Origin of the sequence: Kaistia granuli DSM 23481, assembly GCF_000380505.1 — a bacterium.
GTDB lineage: Bacteria > Pseudomonadota > Alphaproteobacteria > Rhizobiales > Kaistiaceae > Kaistia > Kaistia granuli.
In genome coordinates, this window is the sequence record NZ_AQYH01000001.1 from 16103 (window position 1) to 37870 (window position 21768).

General features: G+C 67.8%; 15 protein-coding genes. 8 read left to right on the forward strand and 7 right to left on the reverse strand.

Going from position 1 to position 21768, the window contains the following annotated elements; translation table 11 throughout:
• Positions 1 to 12 precede the first annotated feature (12 nt).
• Entirely contained in the window at positions 13 to 360 is a 348-nt protein-coding gene (locus G342_RS0100090) for a RidA family protein (RefSeq protein WP_018181054.1), read from the reverse strand.
• 352 nt (positions 361 to 712) lie between these two features.
• Between G342_RS0100090 and G342_RS0100095 the strand changes: the two genes are divergently transcribed.
• The 6 genes from G342_RS0100095 (at position 713) to G342_RS22730 (ending at position 6364) form a co-directional block, all read left to right on the forward strand.
• The gene (locus G342_RS0100095; protein WP_018181055.1) at positions 713 to 1918 is read left to right on the forward strand and encodes a substrate-binding domain-containing protein; all 1206 of its coding nucleotides are present in this window, start codon (positions 713 to 715) and stop codon (positions 1916 to 1918) included.
• A 76-nt stretch (positions 1919 to 1994) separates the two neighbouring features.
• The gene (locus G342_RS0100100; RefSeq protein WP_026303958.1) at positions 1995 to 2735 is read left to right on the forward strand and encodes an ATP-binding cassette domain-containing protein; all 741 of its coding nucleotides are present in this window, start codon (positions 1995 to 1997) and stop codon (positions 2733 to 2735) included.
• Entirely contained in the window at positions 2725 to 3477 is a 753-nt protein-coding gene (locus G342_RS0100105) for an ATP-binding cassette domain-containing protein (protein WP_026303959.1), read from the forward strand. The genes G342_RS0100100 and G342_RS0100105 overlap by 11 nt, the downstream gene beginning before the upstream one ends.
• Complete coding sequence (locus G342_RS0100110) at positions 3474 to 4463, forward strand: ABC transporter permease (protein ID WP_018181056.1); 990 nt, start codon at positions 3474 to 3476, stop codon at positions 4461 to 4463. Before G342_RS0100105 ends, G342_RS0100110 begins: the two co-directional genes overlap by 4 nt.
• Entirely contained in the window at positions 4463 to 5422 is a 960-nt protein-coding gene (locus tag G342_RS0100115; protein ID WP_018181057.1) for an ABC transporter permease, read from the forward strand. The genes G342_RS0100110 and G342_RS0100115 overlap by 1 nt, the downstream gene beginning before the upstream one ends.
• Before the next feature lie 39 nt (positions 5423 to 5461).
• Complete coding sequence (locus G342_RS22730; RefSeq protein WP_018181058.1) at positions 5462 to 6364, forward strand: amidohydrolase family protein; 903 nt, start codon at positions 5462 to 5464, stop codon at positions 6362 to 6364.
• On the opposite strand, the gene G342_RS0100125 is transcribed toward G342_RS22730, so the two are convergent.
• The gene (locus G342_RS0100125; protein ID WP_018181059.1) at positions 6365 to 7105 is read right to left on the reverse strand and encodes a polysaccharide deacetylase family protein; all 741 of its coding nucleotides are present in this window, start codon (positions 7103 to 7105) and stop codon (positions 6365 to 6367) included.
• A gap of 311 nt (positions 7106 to 7416) precedes the next feature.
• Between G342_RS0100125 and G342_RS22735 the strand changes: the two genes are divergently transcribed.
• Positions 7417 to 7815, forward strand: coding sequence for a response regulator (locus G342_RS22735; protein ID WP_018181060.1), 399 nt, complete (start codon positions 7417 to 7419; stop codon positions 7813 to 7815).
• 130 nt (positions 7816 to 7945) lie between these two features.
• Positions 7946 to 8449 (forward strand): MgtC/SapB family protein, encoded by a 504-nt coding sequence (locus G342_RS0100135; protein WP_040877938.1) that lies wholly within the window; start codon positions 7946 to 7948, stop codon positions 8447 to 8449.
• A gap of 24 nt (positions 8450 to 8473) precedes the next feature.
• On the opposite strand, the gene G342_RS22740 is transcribed toward G342_RS0100135, so the two are convergent.
• The 5 genes from G342_RS22740 to G342_RS0100160 form a co-directional block, all read right to left on the reverse strand.
• Complete coding sequence (locus G342_RS22740) at positions 8474 to 9070, reverse strand: DUF1345 domain-containing protein (protein ID WP_210162351.1); 597 nt, start codon at positions 9068 to 9070, stop codon at positions 8474 to 8476.
• Positions 9071 to 9157: 87 nt separating this feature from the next.
• The gene (gene pbpC / locus G342_RS0100145) at positions 9158 to 11386 is read right to left on the reverse strand and encodes a penicillin-binding protein 1C (protein WP_198010714.1); all 2229 of its coding nucleotides are present in this window, start codon (positions 11384 to 11386) and stop codon (positions 9158 to 9160) included.
• A 20-nt stretch (positions 11387 to 11406) separates the two neighbouring features.
• Positions 11407 to 16923, reverse strand: a complete 5517-nt coding sequence (locus tag G342_RS0100150) for an alpha-2-macroglobulin family protein (protein WP_018181064.1) — start codon at positions 16921 to 16923, stop codon at positions 11407 to 11409.
• Positions 16924 to 17095: 172 nt separating this feature from the next.
• On the reverse strand, positions 17096 to 18022 hold the full coding sequence (locus G342_RS0100155) for a response regulator transcription factor (protein WP_018181065.1): 927 nt from the start codon (positions 18020 to 18022) through the stop codon (positions 17096 to 17098).
• Positions 18015 to 21386: an ATP-binding protein gene (locus G342_RS0100160; RefSeq protein WP_018181066.1), complete on the reverse strand. Its 3372-nt coding sequence runs from the start codon at positions 21384 to 21386 to the stop codon at positions 18015 to 18017. Before G342_RS0100160 ends, G342_RS0100155 begins: the two co-directional genes overlap by 8 nt.
• Positions 21387 to 21768 lie beyond the last annotated feature (382 nt).

Sequence of the window (21768 nt, forward strand, 5' to 3'; positions counted from 1 at the left end):
GCCGGGATCGGCTCAGGGCAGGGCAGCGACGGCCGTGATCTCGATCGTGTAGGCCGGGTTGGCGAGTGGGATTTGGCCCGTCGCCCGCGCCGGCGTGTTGGCGGGATCGACCCAGGCGTCCCAGACGCTGTTCATGGCGTCGAAATCGCCAATGTCGGCGAGCCAGATCGTCACCGAAAGCAGGCGCGACTTGTCGGTGCCGGACAGGGCGAGCACGCGGTCGATTTCCGCCAGCGCGCCGCGCGTCTGGGTCAGGATGTCGGTGCCGGCCGGGCCGACCTGGCCGGCGACATGCACGACGCCGTCATGGGTGGCGGTCTCGCACCAGCGCAGGTCCGGTTCCAGTCTCTTGATCTCCACGAAGGTCTCCTTGGTCAGGTTGCGTCGGTGCCGCCGGAGCGGCGCATCGGATCGATCTGTTAGTCGAAGCCGCTCGCCGGCGCCACCACTGCGAGCATCCGGCGTACGCGTGCCCGGCGGTCCGGGCCGCTATGTCCCTGCCACGGGGGGAACCGGCGTGTCCGGCGGCCGATTTCCAGTTGACAGGGATGCCGCTTGCTATCTGATATGAACGATAGGTCTCAAATACAAAAGTCGAGATCCGGGCCATGCGATCGAGCGGGCCAATCGGGCGACGGACGGCTTGGGGAGACCTGGATCGAGGGAGAGGCGGGAGGCGGAGTTCCGTTTTCCCGATCACAGGGAGAGACAGATGACACTGGCGAACAGGATGAAGACAGGTCTGGCGGCCGCTGCTGGCGCCGTCGCCCTGATGAGCGGTGCGGGCCTGGCGCAGGCGGCCGAGCTGCCGCCGGCGTTCAAGACGCTGCCGGCGGAAATCCAGGCGCTCTATCTGGGCGTCGAGGAGACGATCCAGCCGTCGGCCTATGACAATTTCGGCCCGGTTGCGAAGCCCTGGAAGTGGTGCCATTCGGAATCCTACCAGGGCAATCCGTGGCGCGTTTCCGTGACGCACGAGCTGGAGCGGCTGGTCAATCTCTACAAGGAGAAGGGCTGGATCTCCGATTTCGAGATGTCGGATTCGAACGGCGACACCGGCCAGCAAATCGCCCAGATCCGCGCCTTCATCGACAAGAAGTGCAGCATCATCACCTCCTTCGCCGGCTCGTCGACGGCGCTGAACGAGGTGATCGAGGCCGCCTTCAAGGCCGGCATTCCCTTCGTCACCGGCTCGGGCGCCGTCACCAGCCCCTATGCGATCAACGTCGATTCGAACTTCGTGAAGTTCGGCTATGACGTCGCCAAGGGTGTCATCGACGGCATCGGCGGCAAGGGGAACGTGCTGCGCATCGAGGGTATCGCCGGCAGCCCGCTGGTCGCCCAGCAGCGCGCCGGCGCCGACAAGGCCTTCGCCGAGGCGCCCGACGTCAAGGTCGTCCGCGACGTCAACGGCAACTGGTCGCCCAACGTCACCAAGACGGTGACTCTGCAGGTGCTCGCCACCACGCCGCAGCCGATCGACGGCGTCTGGACCTCGGGCTCGGAGTCGCGCATCGTCGCCGAGGCGTTCGGCCAGGCTGGCCGGCCGATCCCGGTCGTCTCCGGCTCGATCTCGGGCGACGCGCTCGGCTTCTGGAAGGAGAACCAGGACACGTTCCGCTTCACCGGCGGCGCGCTGATGCCGTCCTGGACGGCGCAGACTCTGTTCCGCGTCGGCGTCCGCGTGCTCGAGGGCCAGCAGCCCAAGCTCAACATCCTGATGATCCCGGTTCCGGCCGTGAAGCCGGACGAGCTCGGCAAGTGGCATCGCGAGTGCATGACCAAGGATGCCGTCTCGATCTTCCCGGTCGCGCCGCAGGATCCGATGCCGGAAGATCTGATGGACGCCTATTTTGCCAAGCCGGCGCATACGGCGCTGTTCGATTACGCCCAGACGCCGGACCCCTGCGCCAAGTAGGATCCAGCCGACACAGCGGGAGGGCCGGCCGCGCCGGCTCTCCCGTCTCCGCATCCGGACGGGAGATCGACTATCCATGCTTGAGATCCGGGATCTCTCGAAGCGCTATGGCGAGACGATCGCGCTCGATGGCGCCGATGTTTCGTTCACCCCCGGAACGATCCACACCATTCTCGGCGAGAACGGCTCGGGCAAGAGCACGCTGGTCAAGCTGCTCTCGGGCATCGTCTCGCCGGATCGCGGCACGATCACCTTCGAGGGCCGGCCGATCCTCGGCCGCGACCCGGCCGACTTTCGCGCCGCCGGTTTCGCCACCGTGTTCCAGGAAGTTCTGATCGCGCCGGATCGCAGCGTCACCGACAACATCCTGCTCGGCTATGACGGGCTGATCCGCCGCCGCGTGCCGCGCGGCGAGCGTCGCGCCTTCGCCGGGCGCGTGCTGTCGGAATTCGCCACGACCCGTGTGCCGCTCGACGAGCCAGCCGGCAACGTTCCGCTGGCCGCGCAGCAGCTGATCGTGCTCGCCCGCGCGCTGACGCGGAAGCCGCGCGTGCTCATCCTCGACGAAGTGACAGCGGCGCTCGATTTCGCCGATCGCGAGGCGGTGTTCGCACTGATGCGGCGGCTGGCGCGTGAGGGTTGCCTGATCCTTTTCATCACCCACCGCATGGACGAGGTCACGGGCCTGTCCGACCGGGTCACGGTGCTTCGCAGCGGCCAGGTCGTGAGGACGCTGGAGAAGGGCGAACTCGTTCCCGACGACCTGCTCGCCCTAATGGCGCCGGAGACGGCGCGGGAGCTGCACCATGTCGGATAGTCCGATCACCCTTTCCGCGCGGGGGCTGTCGCTGAAGCGGGGCGCCGCGCCGTTCGACCAGGACATCCGGCGCGGCGAGATCGTTGGTCTTGCCGGGCTCGACGGCCATGGCCAGGACGCGTTCATGGAGACTTTGGCCGGTTTACGCGCGCCGGTGACCGGCAGCGTGACGGCGCCGCTTGCGAAGGGTGGCGAGCGGGCGATCACCAGCTTCCGCCGTGCGGTGCAGAGCGGCATCGCCTATCTGCCGCGCGACCGCCGCGCCACCGGCATCTTCCCGTCGATGTCGATCCTCGACAATTTCGCGATCGCCACCGTCGGGCGCGACCGCAGGCTCGGGCTGATCAGCCCGGCCGAGCGGCGCAAGCGCTACGACTATTACCGCGAGCGCCTGTCGATCGTCGCACCCGAACCGGGCCGCAACCTGATCACCACGCTCTCCGGCGGCAACCAGCAGAAGGTGCTGCTCGCCCGCGCGCTGGCGCACAAGCCGGACGTGCTGCTGCTGAACGATCCGACCCGCGGCGTCGACATCGCCACCCGCCGAGTCCTTTATTCGGTGTTCCGCGAGCTGGCCAATGAAGGCATGGCGCTGGTGGTGCTCTCGACCGAGATCGAGGAGGCGCTGGTGCTCTGCGACCGCATCCTCGTCTTTCGCGAGCAGGAACTCGCCGCGCCGCTCGAAGGCGTCGCGCGCTCGTCCGAGCGCATCATCGCAACCATGTTCGGACGGGCGGCATGACTGTTCTCGCGACCTCATCCTCCGCCGCCGGCCGCGCGCCGGCGCTGAAGGCGATCTGGCGGCAGACCGGCTTCGCGCCGATCCTGTTCATCATCCTGCTCGCCATCAACATCTTCATCAATCCGGCCCGCTTCGCACCCTCCGCCTGGGGAACGCTGATCGGTCTCGCCGCGCCGCTGATCGGCGCCGCGATCGCCTCGGCCCCGGCCATCCTCGGCGGGCGCGGCGGCATCGATATCTCGGTCGGCCCGATCATGGGCTTCGTCAACGCCATCGTCGTGCTGGTGCTGATCCAGAAGCTCGGCCTGACCTCGCCCTGGATCGTCGTCGGCGCGGCTGTCGCGATCGGCGGCCTCGTCGGCGTGCTGAACGGTTTCCTGGCGACGATCCTGCGCATCCAGCCGATTGTCGCCACGCTCGGCACTTATCTCCTGCTCGTCGGCACGACGCTGACCATCCTGCCAGCGCCGACCGGGACGGTGCCGGTATGGCTGAAGGCGCTCGGCGGGCCGCTGTCGATCCTGCCGCTCGGCGCGGTGTTTCTGATCTGGTTCGGGATCCGCCGCCTGCCTTACTACGATCATCTGATGGCGGTCGGCAGCGATGACCGCGCCGCCTATACAGCCGGTATCCCGGTCACGTTGGTGCGCTTCCTTTCCTATGTCATCACCGGCGTGTTCGCCGGCGTGGCGGGGCTGATGATGACGGCGCTGATCGGCTCGGCCGATCCGTCGATCGGCCCGACCTATACGCTGATCGCGATCTCGGCCGTGGCGCTGGGCGGCGTCAGCCTGGCCGGCGGCCGTGGCGGGCTGATCGGCGCCGCCATCGGCGCGATCGACATTTTCCTGCTGCAGAGCGCGCTGACCTACTTCAACTTCTCGACCTTCGTGCTGCAGATCGCCTATGGCTCGATCCTCGTCATCGCCATCGTGTTGACGGCGCTGCAGGACCGCTGGCTCGGCCGTTCCAGGGAGGCTCGCTGATGCCGCGCTTCAGCAGTGACCAGGCGCGCGTCCTCGGCGCGCTGATGGTCGCCGTCGCCCTCCATCTGACGGGCACGGCCCTGATCCAGGGCTATTCGAGCGAGTTCTCGATGCGGGCGATGCTGGTGCTCGCCTCGCTGCTCGCCATCGCCTCGATCGGCCAGACGCTGGTGGTGATCATCGGCGGCATCGACCTCTCGATCCCCTTCGTCATCGGCTTCGCCAATGTCGTCACCGCCCAGCTCTATGGCGGCGGCATGGATTTCGGCCTGGTCTGTCTGATCGTCGTCGGCCTCGCCTTCGGGATCGGTGCGCTGAACGGGCTGATCTCGTCCAGCCTCGGCCTGCATCCCCTCATCGTGACGCTCGGCATCGGCACCATCGTGCAGGGTTCGGTGCTCTTGTGGACCGGCGGCTTCCCGTCCGGCTCGGCGCCGGACACGGTCACAGAGTTCGTGTCGATCGGTGGCTCCGTTGGCTTCCTGCCGGTGCCCTGGCTGGTGCCGTGTTTCGTCGTGCTGGCGGCCATCGTCACCGTGGCGCTGGCGCGAACGCCTTATGGCCGGCGACTGTTCGCGCTCGGCAGTAATCCGCGCGCCGCGCCTCTGGCGCTGATCAATCCGGTGGCGATGTGGACGGTGACGTTCGGCGTCAGCGCCGTGTTCGCCGCCGTCACCGGCATCCTGCTGCTCGGCTTCACCGGCTCGGCCTATGGCGAGGTCGGCCAGCCCTATCTGTTCCAGACCATCGCCGCCGTCGTCATCGGCGGCACGGCACTGGTCGGCGGGCGCGGCTCCTATCTCGGCACCGTCGCCGGCGCGCTGGTGCTGACCGAGATCAACACGCTCTTGATCGGCCTCGGCCTGCAGCCGTCGCTGGTGCAGGCCGTGCTCGGCGTCGTCATCGTCGTGCTGGTGTCGTTCTACGGCCGTGACCCGCATGTCAGGACGACGATCTGACCGCCGCTCCCTCGATACTCCCACGGAACTGGAAGAAAAATGTCCGGCGAACTCTATAGCGGGCCGATCATCGATGCCCATCATCACTTCTGGGACCTCGGGCTCGGCAAGCATGGCTGGCTCGCCGGTGGCACGCCAGGCGACGAACTGGCGCCGATCCGCCGCAATTTCCTGCCGGTCGACTACGAGGCGCTGGCGCGGCCGGAGAACATCGTCGCCAGCGTCCATATCGAGGCGGACTGGGATCCGGCCGATCCGCCGGGCGAGAGCGTCTGGCTCGACGGTCTGCCGCGAAGCGAGGGCATTGCCAGCCGCTACGTCGCCTATGCCGCGCTCGCCGATGCCAACGCGCCCGAGATCCTGCAGCGGCATGCCGAAAATCCGCGCGTCGTCGGTATCCGCGAGATCCTGAGCTGGCATCCCGATCCCGCCAAGCGCCGCATGCCGGACAGTGACCGCATGGACGATCCGCGCTGGCGCGCCAATCTCGCCCGCTTTCGCGATCTGGGCTTCAGCTTCGATCTCCTGATCTCGCCGCACCAGCACGAGTCGGCGCGCCGCCTCGCCGACGCCTTCCCCGAAATCCGCTTCCTCGTCAATCACTGCGGCAGCCCGATGGATCGCGACGCGGAGGGCATGCGGCGCTGGCGCGAGGGATTGGTGCTGATGGCCGGCGCGGAAAATGTCGCGATCAAGATCTCCGATCCGGTCGCCTACGACCCGGACTGGACGCCGGCGAGCCTCACCGAGGTGATCGACGCCTGCATCGATGCTTTCGGTGCCGATCGCTCGATCTTTGCGACCGACCATCCCGTCGCCGCCCTGCATATCGGCCTCTCGGAATGGATCGCCGTGTTCAAGCAGGCGGTGCGTGCATTCACCCCGGCCGAGCAGGCTGCGATGTTCGCCGGCAATGCGCGGGACTGGTATCGGCTGCCCTGATTAGCGGCTCGCTTCGGTCTGCATGTCGTCGAGCTTGACGAAGACGGTGCCCCTGTCGATCAGGCGCTGGATCCCTTCGACGACACCCTTGCCGGCCGGATGCCCCGGCTGGTTGATGTGGGCGATGATGACGTCGCCCGAGCGGGCGGCGGCGATGCGCTTCGCCACCGTCGCGGCCGGCAGCGACGCGCCCATGTCGGCGTTCAGCGAGAAGCCGGCGATCGAATAGCCGGCGGACCGGATCGCCTCCAGGGCGTCCTGGCTATAGACGGCGGTGGCGCCGCGGAACCAGCGCGGCGGCTTGCCGGTCGCCTTCAGGACGGCGGAGGCGCCGCCGTCGACTTCCTTGCGGACTTCTTCCAGCGACCCGGCCGTCTTCAACCCGTAGAGCCGCGCCGTATCGGTAATCGCCGGCACGTGCTGATCGCCATGGTTCTCGATCTCGAACAGCTCGGGATGCGCCAGCAGCACGGCGGTGGTCTCCTGGTTCCGCTTCAGCCAGCGATGCGTGACGAACAGCGTCGCCGGCACCTGGTTCTTCACCAGCATGTCGAGAATGCGCCGGTCGATCGTGCCGGAGCAGGCGTCGAAGGTCAGCGCAACGACGCGCGGACCGGGCGGCGGCGCGGCGATCCGGAGCTTCAATTCGATGTCGTGCGATTTGGCGAGGGCCGTCGCGGCGGTGGTCAGCGAGGCACCGATCGCGAGCAGAGCGACGGCAAGGGCATGGGGACGGAACATCGGAAACTCCGGCACGCAAGGCGCGGGAAGGAGCGCGCGGCGTCAGACATAGGCGGTGGGTGGCCGCCGCGCCATGCTGCGCGTTGTCGCGTCGCGCCAACGCGCTGTGCACTTTGCGAATGCCTGACTTGACGGTAAGGTTGCAGGGCCGGGCCTGTGGAGGGGCTCACAGATGCCCGGGCAGAGGCGAGGCGCCTCATGACCGGCAGGACGGCGAATACACGCCGCCGAGCGTGGCGACGCGATTGGGTGTTTCGGACGGGGCCGCAACGGATGCGGGCTGGTACGTTGCGCGAGCGGAGCATGCTGCCATGACCGATCACGCCCCTCTGATCCTGCTGGTCGAAGACGAGGCGATGTTGCGTCTGGCCGCAGCGGAATTGCTTGAGGACATGGGATTTCGCGTCGAGACGGTTGGATCGGCGCGTGAGGCGATGGCACATGTCGTTGCCGCCGGGACTGGCTACTCGGCGGTGATCATCGACGTCGGCCTTCCCGATCGGTCGGGTGCGGAACTCGCCAAGGATATTCGCGGCCGGCGGGCCGACATCCCGATCGTCATCGCCAGCGGCTATGACGAGAGCGTCCTCGACGGCACGCTCGTCGGCGACCCGCGTGTCGGGTTTCTCGGCAAGCCATATGGGATGAAGGGCCTAACGCAGGCCTTCGCCGATCTCGGCATCGAAGTTGACCGAACGCTGCTGAGCTGAACACGCCCGCGGCGCGCTCCTGCTTCCCGACGCAACCATCGCGACCTTGGCGCGTCTTTCATGGGACGGCCCAATGCACGGGCAGGGCACTGACGCGCCCGTCGGCAGTCGGCCAGGGAGGTTCTGCATCTTGGATCTGGAATTGTATTTCGAGGCTTCGACAAGGCTGGGTGCTGCGGCGCTTTGCGGCCTGCTCATCGGCATCAACCGTGATGCGCACGAGAAGCCTGCCGGCATGCGGACGCTGGCGCTGGTAGCGCTCGGCGCGGCCATCGCCACCCTGACGGCGCTCTGGATCCCCGGCTTCGGCGCCGAGCCGGATTCGATGAGCCGGGTGCTGCAGGGCGTGATCCAGGGTGTTCTCGCCGGCATCGGCTTCATCGGCGCCGGCGCCATCATGCGTCTCGGCCGGCAGGGCGAGAACGTTCAGGGCGTGACGACGGCGGCCACGGTCTGGGTGTCGGCGGCGCTCGGCATCGCCTGCGGCATGGGCGCCTGGCCGATCGTCCTGATCGGGGTTCTGCTGGTCTTCTTCATCCTGATCGTCGCCAAGCGCATCGAGAACTGGCTGCTCCGGCAATTGCTGCCGGAAGGGGAGAAGGGCCATCCGGACAGGACCGAGGACTCCGGCTGAGCGGGTCGGCGGAGCGATGGGGGTCTAGGTCAGGACGCTGGCGCCCAGATTGATGGCAAGCGCCAGCAAGGTCGTGTTGAAGATGAAAGACGCGATCGAATGGAACATCATCACCATTCGGAAGTCCGTCGTCCGGACGTTGACGTCGGAGGTCTGGAACGTCGCGCCGAGGCAGAAGGCGAAATAGAAGAAGTCCCAGATCACCGGCTCGGGCGTGTCCGGGAAGATCAGACCGCCGACATCGTCCTCCTTGCCGTCAGCATTGCCGTCGGTGCCGGCCGGCGCATAGTAGAGCCTAGCGTAGTGAAATGCGAACAGCGTGTTGAAGACGGTCCAGCCGAGCGGGATGCTGATGATCGCGGTCGCGAGATGGGCGGCTGAGGTGTTGGAACCGTTCAGGACCGCGAAAATCGAGTAGAACGAGAAGGCGATGGCGCCGATCGTCAGTGTGAAGATCAGCACCATGCCTTCGTCCTGGATGCGGGCGCGGCGTCGCAACTTGTCGATGCTCGACTGGTTGGCCATGCGCATCAGGAAGAACAGGTAGATGATGAAGAAGAAGTCGCCGGCGGCGATCACGGCGAATTCGGGCACGATCAGGCGGATGACGAAATACGCCACGACCGCCACGACAACGGACTGATAGAAATGGGTGTGCTGGTGCCAGTGGCGCTGGAAGAAGGAAATCGGCGCGCTCCGCCTTCTGGTCTATTCGACGAATACCGTGACGCGATCCGACCGGCCGGCCGAATCAACCACGGACAGCGTAACAAATCCGGGACCGTCGGGCGCCCAGCTTTCGCTACGGGCGAAGGGGGTTCTCGCGATCGGCAGGCCATTGGCGAACCAGGTGAAGGGCGGCTGGCCGTTGCGGATCTTGATCATCAGCGGCATCGGGTCGCCGGCGCGGATGCCGAGGTCGACCTGGACGCCGTCCGGCGGGAAGGCAATCTGAGGCGTGTCCGGCGCCTTGTTGGTGAGGATCTCGCTCCCGCGAAACCGCTTCAGCGGCGCCGGCAGGTCGCCATTCGCGGCGATCAGCGCGCCGCGCGGGGCGGGCGCGAGCGGGGCGCGGTCGCCGCCCAGCTTGTCGAACGCCTCGAACAGGATCGGCGCCGCCGTGCCGATGCCGGAAAGGCCCGAGACCGGCGCGCCGTCGGCCCGGCCGGCCCAGACGCCGATCACCGTGCGGCCGTCGAAGCCGATCGACCAGGCGTCGCGATAGCCATAGGAGGTGCCGGTCTTGTAGGCGATGCGGCCGCGCGCGCCGATGGTGGGCGGTGGCACGTCGGCGAGGATGTTGCCGACATACCAGGCGGCGACGGGCTCGAGCACGGGGGCGGGCTCCGCTGTCGGCGTGCGGGGCGCCGGCTCGGTGTGCAGCGTCACGGGGCGGCCGCCACGGGCGATCGCGCCATAGAGTGAAACGAGATCCCGGAGCGAGATGCCGACGCCGCCGAGGCCGACGGCTAGGCCGGCGGCCGACATGTCGGGCAGGCGCGGGCTCGCCTCGGCGCGCTTCATGCGGGCGATCAGCCGCGCCGGACCGACCGCGTCGAGCACCTGCACCGCAGGCACGTTGAGCGATTGGGTCAGCGCATCGTGGATGGTCACGGTGCCGCGATAGAAACCGTCGAAATTGACAGGCGCGTAGCCCGCGAAGGCGGATGGCCGGTCCTCGATCAGGCTCTGCGGATGGGCGAGGCCCTGCTCGAAGGCGAGGCCGTAGATCAAGGGCTTCAGCGTCGAGCCGGGCGAGCGGATCGCCTCCGTCATGTCGACGAAGCCGTTGCGCGTGCCGTCCATGAAGCCGGCCGAGCCGACGGAGGCGAGGATGTCGCCGGTGACATGGTCGGCGACGAGGATCGCAACGGAGGCCTTGGCCCCGGTCGCGGCGGCGCGGGCGCCGGCGAGCGCTTCGAGCTTCGCCTGCAGCCTCCCGTCGACGGTGAGCCGGATCACCGGCTCGGCCGGATGGCGCTTGCGAGCCTGGTCGCCGAGATGGGCGGCCAGCATCGGGAAAGGCTTTCTGCCCTCGGGGATGCGCTCAGTCTTGGCGGACGTCGCGGTCTCCTCGTCGAGAATGCCGGCCGCAACCAGCCGGTCGAGCACGCGGTCGCGCGCCGCCTTTGCCGCCTTCGGATCACGGTCCGGCCGCCGCGCTTCCGGGGATTGCGGCAGCGCGACGAGCAGCGCGGCCTCGGCGATCGTCAGCCGGCGCGGCTCCTTGCCGAAATAGGCAAGCGTCGCCGCGCGGATGCCTTCGAGATTGCCGCCATAGGGCGCGAGCGTCAGGTAGAGCGACAGGATCTGGTTCTTGTCGAGCCGGTCTTCCAACGCTCGCGCGTGAACAATCTGCCGGAGCTTGCTCTCCGCCTGCCGGGTCGAGCCGCCCTGCACCAGCCGCGCCACCTGCATGGTCAGCGTCGAGCCGCCCGAGACGACATGGCCGTTGCGGAGGATCTGCGCGGCGGCGCGGGCAAAGGCGCGCCAGTCGACGCCGTGGTGCTCGTTGAAGCGCCGGTCCTCGTAGCCCTTCAACATGGTGACGAACATCGGGTCGACGTCGGAAAGCTTCACCGGCAGCCGCCAACGCCCCTCGGCGATGGTGTAGGGCCGGAGCAGCGTGTCGGCGCGGTCGACGACGATCTGCGAGGTCGGCACCGTCGCCGGATCGGGCACCGGCGGAAGAGTCGTCTCGATCTGGCGCACGGCGTCGGAAAGCCCCGCATAGCCGAAGAAGCCCGCGAGCCCGAGCACGACACCGGCGATAGCGGCGCGGCGAGGCCATTTGCGTCCTTCTCCCTCCCCCTTGTGGGGAGGGCCGGGGAGGGGGAGCGTCGGGGGCGAATCGGACGTGTCCGGAGAGAGGGAGGCGGTACCCCCCTCTCCAACTCTCCCCCGCAAGGGGGGAGAGGGCTGGCCGTCGTGCTCCATCGACATCGTCGCTCAGGGCCTCACTTCGTCGTCGTCGGCCCGACGATTTCGACCGAGCCGGTGTCGGTATGGGCCTGGCGCTCGGGGTCGTACATGTCCTCGACCGTCGCGGCCGGATGCACGAAGGTGCCCGGCGAGACGGCGCGGACGCCATAGGCGACCGTGAACTCCAAGGGATCGCCGGACGAGCGGGTGAGCGCCGCCACGAAGCGGTCGGTGCGCGCCTCCGTATGCGCCAGGCTGGTCGTGCCCTGCAGCCACGCATAGGACGAGGTGTCGCCCGAGCGCGAGATGTTGGGGTTCTCGATTTCGAAGCCGGCCGGCAGCGGATCGACCACCATCAGCCGTCCGAACCGGGCCTGATCGGCCGTCACCTTCAGCACCACCACCAACCGGTCGTTCTGCGCGACCGTCGATGGGTCCGCCTCGCTGCCGTCCGTGTTGAAGTAGCTGCGGGTGATGGTGAAGCCTTCGCCGCCGGCCGGCTCCGGCGATGCCGGAATGCCGGTCAGCGTCAGTGCCGCATCGAGCGCCACGTCGCTGGTGTTGGCGATGACGAGCGGCTGGTTGTCGACGTCCGAGCCAAGGAGCTTGCGGTAGAGCGGTACCTCGCCCTTGTGGCCGTCGATCTCGATCGAGGCCTGCTTCAGGTCCGACATCATCGCGGCGGCTGCCATCAGCATCCAGCCCTGTTCCTGGGTGGAGAGATAGCGGCGGTTGTCGCGGGTGGTCGCCACCTCGTTCACCAGTCTCTTCACGTCGATGCTCTTCTCGCCGCTCTCGGCGACGAGGGTGAGCACTGCCGCCTGGTCGCGCAGGCCCGAGCCATAGTCCTCACGGCCGGCGAGCTGCTGGCTGGTGGCGCGGCGGAGATTGTCGATGGCGACGCCGAGCACGGAGCCCGAGCGCGCCTTGTCGCCATAGAGCGCCAGCGCCGCGCCGATCTGCGCCTGGGCAAGCGGGGTCGCGAAGTTGCTCAGCTTCGTCTCCGCGTAGTAGCGCAGATCTCCGATCGCCGCCTTGCCGTTGCGGGCAAGCACATAGAGCGAATAGGCGATCGCCTCGCCGCCCCGGTCGAAGTCGGAGGCGTAGCCGACCTTGTTCGAGAGGTTGTCGAGCGCGTTGTTGAACGCGACCTCGGGAACGAGATAGCCGGCCGCCTTGGCGCGGGTCAGGAAGTCGGTGACATAGGCGTCGAGCCAGAGGTCGTCGTAGCCCGGCCCCCAGAGGCCGAACGAGCCGGCCGAGGACTGGTTGTCGAGCACCTTGCCGATCGAGGCCTGGATGCGCTCGCGCAGCTCGCTGTCCTGCGCGATGCCGATCGTCGCCGCCACCTGGTTCAGGTAGAGCAGCGGCATGGCCCGTGAGGTGATCTGCTCGGTGCAGCCATAGGGGTAGCGGTCGAGCGAGGCGAGGATCGCCGCGACGTCGAGCTTGGCCGTGCCGCCGACGGCGAGCGTGGCGCTCGTCGTGCCCGGAACGAACTCGGCGAAGGCGTAGCGGTCGACGCTCAGCGTGTTGCCGGGTGCCATCGAGATCAGCGAGCGGCGCGAGACCGGCTGGCCAGCCGGCCGGATGCCCAATTGATAGGTCCGGTCGAAGGTCCGCCCACTCTCCGGGCTCGCCAGGCTGACGGTGATCTCGTGGTCGCCAATGTCGACGGCCTTGATCGGCAGCGCGATCGTCGCGCGGCCGGCCTTTTCCAGCCGAACCTGCTTGTCCGCGTCGCCGGGATCCATGGTAACGCCCGGCGCGTCGACGGAGAGGCGGTAGTCGCCGGCCGGCCCTTCCACATTGTTGACCTCGACGAGGATGCGGCTCTGGTCGTCCGGCGTCATGAAGCGCGGCAGGCTCGCCATCAGCACGACCGGGTCGCGGACGATGATGTCCTGCTCGGCATGGCCCACGCCTTCCTTCGACCAGGCCATCGCCATCACACGGACCGTGCCGTTGAAGTCGGGCAGGTCGAAGGTGATGGTCGCCTTGCCGTTTTCGTCGACCTTCACCACGCCGGAATAATAGGCGATCAGCTTCTCGGTCGGCGGCGGCGACTTCAGCCCCGCCGCGCCGCCATCGCCGCCGGAGCGGAGACGGCCGGGAACGCCCTGCATGCGGTCGATCAGCAGGCCGTAGAGGTCACGGATCTCCATGCCGAGCCGGCGCTGGCTGAAATACCAGCCATCCGGATCGGGCGTCTTGAACTGGGTCAGGTTGAGGATGCCGACATCGACGGCGGCGACCGTGACATAGGCGTCCTCGCCTGCCTTCAGATTGGCGAGCGTGACGGGGATGGTCAGCGGCCCGCGCGGCCGGATCTGTGCCTCGGCGCCCAGCTGGACATCGATGCGGCGGTCAGCCGGATCGACGGGCACCCAGGCGAGGCCGAGCGCGCGCGACGGCATCCGCTTCGCCTCGACGTCCATCGGCCGGAACAGGGTGGCGGTCACATAGGCGCCCGGGCCCCATTGGGTCGTCACGTCGAGGTCGACGGTGGTGCCGCCCTCCGGCACCTCGACCGTCTTCATGTCGATGACGCGGTCGTCGATCACCATGATCTGGGCAATGCCGGGGAAGCGCGGATCGAGGCGCAGCTTGGCGGTCTCGCCGGGCTTGTAGTTCTTCTTGTCGAGCGAGACGGTCAGCATATCAGGCGTCTCGGACGCAGCGCTGGCATCGACATACCAGCCGGCGTCGAAGGCATAGCTCGACGAGGTCGGCGCGTCGCCGGCGAGCGCAACCGTCAGGCGGAAGCGGCCCCAGTTGACCTTGCTCTCGACCGTCGCCGGCTTGCCGGCCGTGAGATCGACGGTGCCGTTGGCGACGCGGGTCGCCGTGGTGATCGCCTCGTATTTCCAGGCGCCGTCGCGGCGATACCACTGGTAGTTCGTGTCGAGCTTCTCGATCGACCAGGTCGCGCCATCCGCGTCGATGCGCTGGCCGTCCGGGCCGATGGCGATCAGCTCGAAGGACGCGGCGCCGCCTTCCGGAACGCTGCCATCAAAGTTCGGTTTGATGCCGATATGCGGCTTGGTGCCGTCGGCCGGCAGCGTCATCCGCCGCTCGACCGCGCGGCCGTTGGTGTCGGTGACGCGGACGATGATCTCGGCGTTGAAGAGTTTTGTGGTCTCCGGCAGCGACGGCACGGTGGCGTCGAAGCTGGCACGGCCGTCCTCGTCGGTGACGGCGCTGGCGCCGAGCGAATCCCTGATGCTCTCGACCGGATCGTCGGACAGGCCGAACGAATAGCCCGGATAGTCCGGGCTGACGCTGGTCGGCGTCGCGATGATGTCGCCGTCGACGCCGAGGCCGATCGCGTTGGCGCCGTAGAGATATTTCGCGGTGAGCTCGATCGGGAAGGTGCCGCCCGAGGTCAACCGCTCGGCGGTGGTCTTCAGTTCGAAGGCGACCCGCTCCGGCTCGAAATCGTCGATCAGCGCCGAGATCTCGGTCAGCGCCGCGCCATCGGGATCGGCATAGAGCTGGAAGCGCCAGGCGCCGCGCTGGGCGCCATCGGGGATGGCGACGTCCTGGCTGTAGCCGCCCTGGCCCTCGTCATCGAGCTTGGTGCGCAGGAACTCGACGCCGTCCGGGCGGTCGACGACGAGCGTCAGCGGCAGGCCGGCGACGGCCTTGGCCTGGCTGTCGCGCAAGAGCGCCGTCAGATGCACGGTCTCGCCGGGGCGATAAATGCCGCGCTCGGAGGTGAAGAACGTGTCGAGCGCGCCCGGCGCCGGACGGCCGTCGACGCCGCGATCGGTCAGGTCGAACGCCGTCTTCTTCATGTCGAGGAAGGCGTAGTCGCCGGCTTCCGTCTGCGCGACCAGAAGCTGGGGCGCCATGCCGCCCGTGCCGCGCGCGAGGCCCGGCTCGAAATGGACGTAGCCGTCGGCGTTGGTGGTCGCCTCGCCGAGGATCTCGTCATTGGTCGCGACCAGCTTCACCTTGACGCCGGCCAGCGCCTTGGCGGTGTTCAGCGAGCGGATGACGGCATGGACGCCATCATTGCCCGAAAGCGCCGAAAGGCCGAGGTCGGAGACGATGAACCACTGGGTCGCGAGCGAGGAATCGTAGCCGCCGTCGCTGGAGCCCTTGGTCGCCGCCTTGGCGGTGATGACATAGACGCCGGGTTCGATCGTCTTGACCGCGTCGCCGATCGGGATCGCCGTGGTGATGCTCTCGTTCAGCTTCTTGTTCGCGACCTCGATCTGGCCCTTCCAGACAGAGATGCCGGACTGGCCGGCGATCTGGCTGGCGGAGTAGCTGTCGAGCTGGCGCAGGAAATTGCCATCGCGCACGGCGATGGCGAGCGCGCGGTCGCCGATGCGGTAGACCTCGGCGTCGATCAGATCGGTGTTGACGCTATCGATCGGGATCGAGGCGCCCTGGCCGGCCGGCAGCACATAGGCATTGCCGGCAAAGCCGACCCACGGCGCGCGGTCGCGGATATAGCTCGTCACCTCGGCCATCTGCTGCAGCTTCTCGCCGTCGGCGGAAGGCAGACCGGCGCGGAAGCGCATGGTGTAGCGCTGGCCGTGCTTCAGCCCGTCGATGCAGATCTGGTTGTCCTGCGGCTCGACCGCGAGACCCTTGCCGCCCTCGACGACGACGAAGTCGGAGAGCGTCGGATCGGAAACGGGGAGGGGGTCAGAGAAAACGACGCACATGCGCGGCGAGGTGGCGTCGGCGTCGACCGTGTTGGAGACGATGCGGAAGCCGCGCTCGGCGATGAGCTTGTCGAAGGCGGCGCGCAGCTGCGGATCCTGCTTGTATTCGAGACTCAGGCGATAGGCCTTGATCGCCGCCTTCCACATCTCCCGTTTTTCCAGCGCCTGGCCGAGCAGGGCGAGGGCCTGCGCCTGTTCGCCGGCGCCGTCGGCGCGGAGATAAGCGTTGATCGCGGCCGACGAGGCGGCGGTCATCGCCTGCTGGCGCTGGCCATAATCGTCGGGATTGCGCTGTAGCTGCGCCGCGGCGAAGGCGCGCCAGAGCGCCGGGTCGTCCGGGGCGATGGCGAGCATGGCGCCGAGATCGCGCGCCAGCTCGGTGACGTTGCCGGTCTGGCGCGAGCGTTCCGCGCCCTGGCGGATCGTGTCGTAGCCGACGCCGTGCGAGGGATAGTCGCTGGGGAGAGCGCCGAGCTGGCGCTTCGCTTCGTCGAAGGGCGAGGGGCCGAGGAACGAGAGTTCCTCGATGCGCTTCTCCTCGATGCTCTTGTCGAGCGCCTTGGCGGTGACGATGCGGCCGGCATTCGCGCCGGAGGCGACCGCGAGCGCGCCGAAATCGCTCTTCAGGAAGCACCACTTCGCCTTGGTGTTGTAGGTGAACGCCTTACAGCTTTGGTCGTCGGCGCAAGCCGTGGCGCAGGCCTTCTGCTCGACGTCCTTCAGCGTCTGGTAATCGAAGCCCGGATAATCGGCGTCGCGGCTGATGATGACGCGTCGGGGTCCGCTCTCCTGCGCGCTGGCTGGTGTCGCCAGGCCGCCGAGGGAGAGGGTCAGGCCGAGCACGAGCCCCAGTATCCCGCCAACACCGCGCATGATCGTCTCCGTTCGCCGCCGTCTCGATTAGCGCGGCAGTCTACGGGGCGCGTCCCTCGCCGTAAAGCGGCGGCGGACGCCAGATCACAACGCTAAGTATTTTGGAAACAATGGAAATTAGCCACGAAAGCCGTGCCGTGTGATGGCGATCACAGAGTTGGGATCGCGCGATCTAGCGTTCGCCGAGTGCGGCGAGCGCGGTGACAGCGGCCGAGGCGCGGTTCTCGACGCCGAGCTTCTGGTAGACCTGCTCGAGGTGCTTGTTCACGGTGCGCGGCGACAGGCCGAGGATCTCGGCGATGTCGCGGTTCGATTTGCCGCGCGCGATCCAGAGCAGAACCTCGGCCTCGCGCTGGGTGACGGTGAACTGGCGGCGCAGCAGCGCCTCCTGGCCGTTGTCGTCCTCGCTCGACAGGCGGAACAGGAACTCGTCCTCGCCGGTCTTGCCAACGAAGGCGAGCTGCAACTGCCGTCCGCCCTCGACCGGGATCGGGCCGGGCTGGCTGGTGCCGCTGCCGCGCTCGCCGGCCGAGACGCGCAGCCAGATGCGGATGCTCTCGGGCAGGCGGATATGGCCGTCCGAGCTCGGCAGAGTGGTTTCGAGCAGCTTCACCGCCTGCGGCGTGCACCAGCGGATCTCGCCCTCGCGATTGGCGGCGAGCAGATAGCGCCCTGCCGTGTCGAGCGCCAGGCGGGCGCTCTGTGCCGTGCGGGCATTGGCGAGGTGGACGCGGATGCGGGCGAGCAGCACATCGAGCACGATCGGCTTGGTGACATAGTCGACGCCGCCCGCCTCCAGCCCCTCGAGAACGTGCTCGGTCTCCGACAGGCCGGTCATGAAGATAACAGGCACATGCGCCAGCGCCGTGTTCGCCTTCAGCCGCCGGCAGGCCTCGAAGCCGTCCATGCCGGGCATGACGGCGTCCATCAGCACGATGTCCGGCGTGATCCGCTCGACCAGCGTCAGCGCCCGCGTGCCCGAGGTCGCGACCAGCACGGTGGCGCCAGAGCGCTCCAGCGCCTCGGTGAGAAAACTCAGCGTCTCCGGCGAATCGTCGACGACGAGGACGATGTCGCGGCCGTGCGTCGTCTCACTCATGCTCGCTCACCTCTTCCAGCGTCGCCTGGTATCCGTCGAAATCGAAATCGCGGAGATGCGCGCGCAATGCCGCCACGAAGGGCTGGTTGTCCGCCTCGCTGGCAAGGGCGTCGAGCTTCGCCTCGATGCCGCGGACATAGCCGATCTGGCCGAGGTCGAGAAGCTCGCGTACATGGTCGGCGCCGGGGCTCCTGAGCGGCGCCGCTTGCGGTTCGGGATTCGGCGCCGGCGGCTCGTCGATCCAGTCAAGCTGCAGGAGCACCTGAATCCGGTCGAGCAGCTGGCGCATGTCGAATGGCTTCGGCAGCGCCGCGTCATGCGCCGCGTCCTCGGCCGGCTCCGGCTGCATCTCGCCGAGGCTCGCCGACAGCATGACGATCGGCGCGGCGTGACCGTTGTCCCGGAGCTTCCGTGCCAGCTCGAAGCCGGTCATGCCCGGCATCGAGATGTCGAGCAGGAAGAGGTCGGGCCTTATGTCGGCGGTCAGCGCGAGGCAGGCGGGGCCGTCAGCGACGGCAAGCACGGTGAATCCGAGCGGCTCCAGGATCTGCCGCACCAACTCGCGATGATCGGGGTCGTCGTCGGCGACGAGGATGACGCGGCGCGGGCCCTGATAGCCGAAGACCCGCTTGGCCGGCGACGGCAGCGGCGCCGGCCGGTCGATGGCGGTGAGCATGACGCGCACCTCGAACCGGCTGCCGGCGCCGGGGCGGCTGGTGAGCCGGATGTCGCCGCCCATCAGCTGCGCCAGCATCTTGGTGATGGTGAGCCCGAGCCCGGTGCCGGGGGCTGCCAGCGCCTGCGCGCCGCTGCCGCGCTCGAACGGCTCGAAGATGCGGTCGAGATCCTCGGCGGCGATGCCCGGGCCGGTGTCCTCGACGGTCAGGGTCGCGATCTGACTGCGATAGGCGACGCGGAAGGTGACGCCGCCCTGATCGGTGAACTTGATCGCGTTGGAGAGCAGATTGACCAGGATCTGGCGCAACCGCTTTTCGTCGGTCGCCACTACCTCCGGCAGCTGCTCCGGTCGTTCAAAGCGGAAGGCGAGGCCCTTCGTCTCGGCCTGGAAGCGGAACATGTCGACGAGCTGGTTGAGGAAGTCGCCGAGCCGGATCTCGTCGCGCTGCAGCCGTAGCCGCCCCGTCTCGATGCGCGAGATCTCCAGGAGGCCGTCGATGAGGCCAGAGAGGTGCTCGGCGCTGCGGCGAATGACGCTGATATTGCCCTGGCGCGTCGGCGGGATCGCCTCGTCGCGCTCCAGGATCTGGGCATAGCCGAAGACGGCGTTGAGCGGCGTGCGCAGTTCGTGGCTGAGGCCCACGAGGTAACGGCTCTTCGCCTGGTTGGCGGATTCGGCGACTTCCTTGGCGCGCTGCAATTCGGCGTCCGTCTTCCGGTGCGCCTCGATTTCGCGCAGCAGCAGTGTCGTCTGCCGCGCCGATTCCTCCTGCGCCACATGCCGGCTCTCGTTGGCGAGCACCAGGAACCAGGCGACGATGCCGGAGACGATCAAGAGGATGAAGAACGCCGCCCAGAGCGTCTGGCCGATGATGTCGCCAAAGCCGCTCTCGTGCACGTTCTGATAGGACGTCGCCTGCACGTGGATCAGCAGAAGCACCAGGCTGATCACCGTCATGAACAAGATCAGCACGCCGGCATATTGCACGACGCGCGGGCCGACGCGAGCCGCGACCTCGGTCGGCAATACCTTGGCCACGGCGATGCTGACTTGGTTCTGCAGCCGCGCATGCGGCTTGCAGAGGTCATGGCAGCGGGCGTCGAGCGAACAGCAGAGCGAGCAGATCGGCCCGGAATAGGCCGGGCAATAGGCGCTGTCCTCCGGCTCGAAATAGTGTTCGCAGACCGTGCAGCGGATCTCCTTCATCGCGTGCCAATGCGCGCGCGGTTTTCGCGCGAGATAGTAGCGGCCGCCCGTTCCCCAGGCGATCAGGGGGGCCGCCACGAGCGCCACGCCGAGCGCGATGAACGGGGCGAAGGCCTGCGCCACCGCCCCGGCGAGACCGACTGCCGCCATCAGGCCGAGCGCGGTGGCGATCGCCATCGCGCCGACGCCGACCGGGTTGATGTCGTAGAGATGGGCGCGCTTGAATTCGATCCCCGGTGGCGACAGGCCGAGCGGCTTGTTGATGGCGAGGTCGGCTACGATCGTGCCGAGCCAGGCGACGGCGACTACGGAGAACAGGCCGAGCGTCTGCTCCAAGGCCCGATAGATGCCGAGCTCCATCAGGAGCAGCGCGATGGCGACGTTGAAGATCAGCCAGACGACACGGCCGGGATGGCTGTGCGTCAGACGCGAGAAGAAATTCGACCAGGCGAGCGAGCCCGCATAGGCATTCATCACGTTGATCTTCAATTGCGAGACGACGACGAAGGCGGCGGTCAGGAAGAGGGCCGCATCTTGCCAGGGCAGCACATAGCCGAAGGCGACGACATACATCCGCGCCGGCTCGGCGGCGTGCTCGGCCGGCACCCCGTGCCGCAGCGCCAGCACGGCGAGGAACGAGCCGAACAGCAGCTTCGGCGCGCCGACGAGAATCCAGCCGGCGCCGGCCAAGAGCGTCGCGATGCGGCCGCGTTTTCCTTCCAGGCCCTGGGCCGGCAGGAAGCGCAGGATGTCCACCTGTTCGCCGATCTGCGGCATCAGGCCGAGGATGACCGAGCAGGCGGCGCCGAGCGAGATCAGCCCGAAGGCCGGGCTCGCCTCGGTCGGCGCCGGTCCCTCGAAGGCGAGCCATGCGGCGACGGCGCCCGGCTCCTGCCAGAGAATGAAGCCGACCGGCAGGATGTTGAGGATGATCCAGAGCGGCTGGGTGACGATCTGAAAGCGGCTGATCCAGGTGATGCCGTGCGTCACCAGCGGAATGACGATGACGGCGCTCAATATGTAGCCGAGCCAGATCGGGATGCCGAAGGCGATCTCCAGCGCCGTTGTCATGATCGAGGCTTCGATCGCGAACAGGATGAAGGTGAAGGTGGCGTAGATCAGCGAGGTGACGGTCGAACCGATATAGCCGAAGCCTGCGCCTCGCGTCAGAAGGTCGATGTCGACACCGTAGCGCGAGGCGTAGCGGGCAATCGGCAGGCCGGTCAGCAGCAGGACGATGCCGACGATCGCGGTAGCGTAGAGGGTGGTGACCGTGCCGTGCGACAAGGTGATGGCGCCGCCGATCGCCTCCAGCGCCAGGAAGGAGATGGCGCCGATCGCCGTCTGCGCGACACGCGGCGTGGTCCAGCGGCGGGCGCTCTTCGCGGTGAAGCGGAGCGCGTAGTCCTCCAGCGTCTGGTTCGCGACCCAGCGGTTGTAGTCGCGGCGGACGGGGAGGATCCGCTGTCGTCCGGCCATCGCGTCTCTGCTCATCTTCTGGGCGTGCCTAGGAATTAAGCGAAGATGCGCGATCCCGTGGGGCGGCGCAAGGTGGAAGGTGGCGAAATTGGAGGCGTTCCTCCGCCGTAACCCCGGCCCCGAGGCGGGGCCCATTCCACCGGGTTGCCAGGCCTTTCACGTTTTTGCTGACCTTCGCGCAACACCGAAGGGTCGCCATGCGGCCGGGGCCCATGGGCAAGGCACCGTCGCTCCGGCGAAGGCCGGGCCCATGAACACCGGCCAGGAAGTCTTGGGCCAGAGAAGCCTTGGCCCAGCCTTCTGGCTGCCGGCCGGCGCGTCTGGATCCCGGCCTTCGCCGGGATGACGGCCGAGGGTGGGACGCATCCGTCCAGCCCAGCCT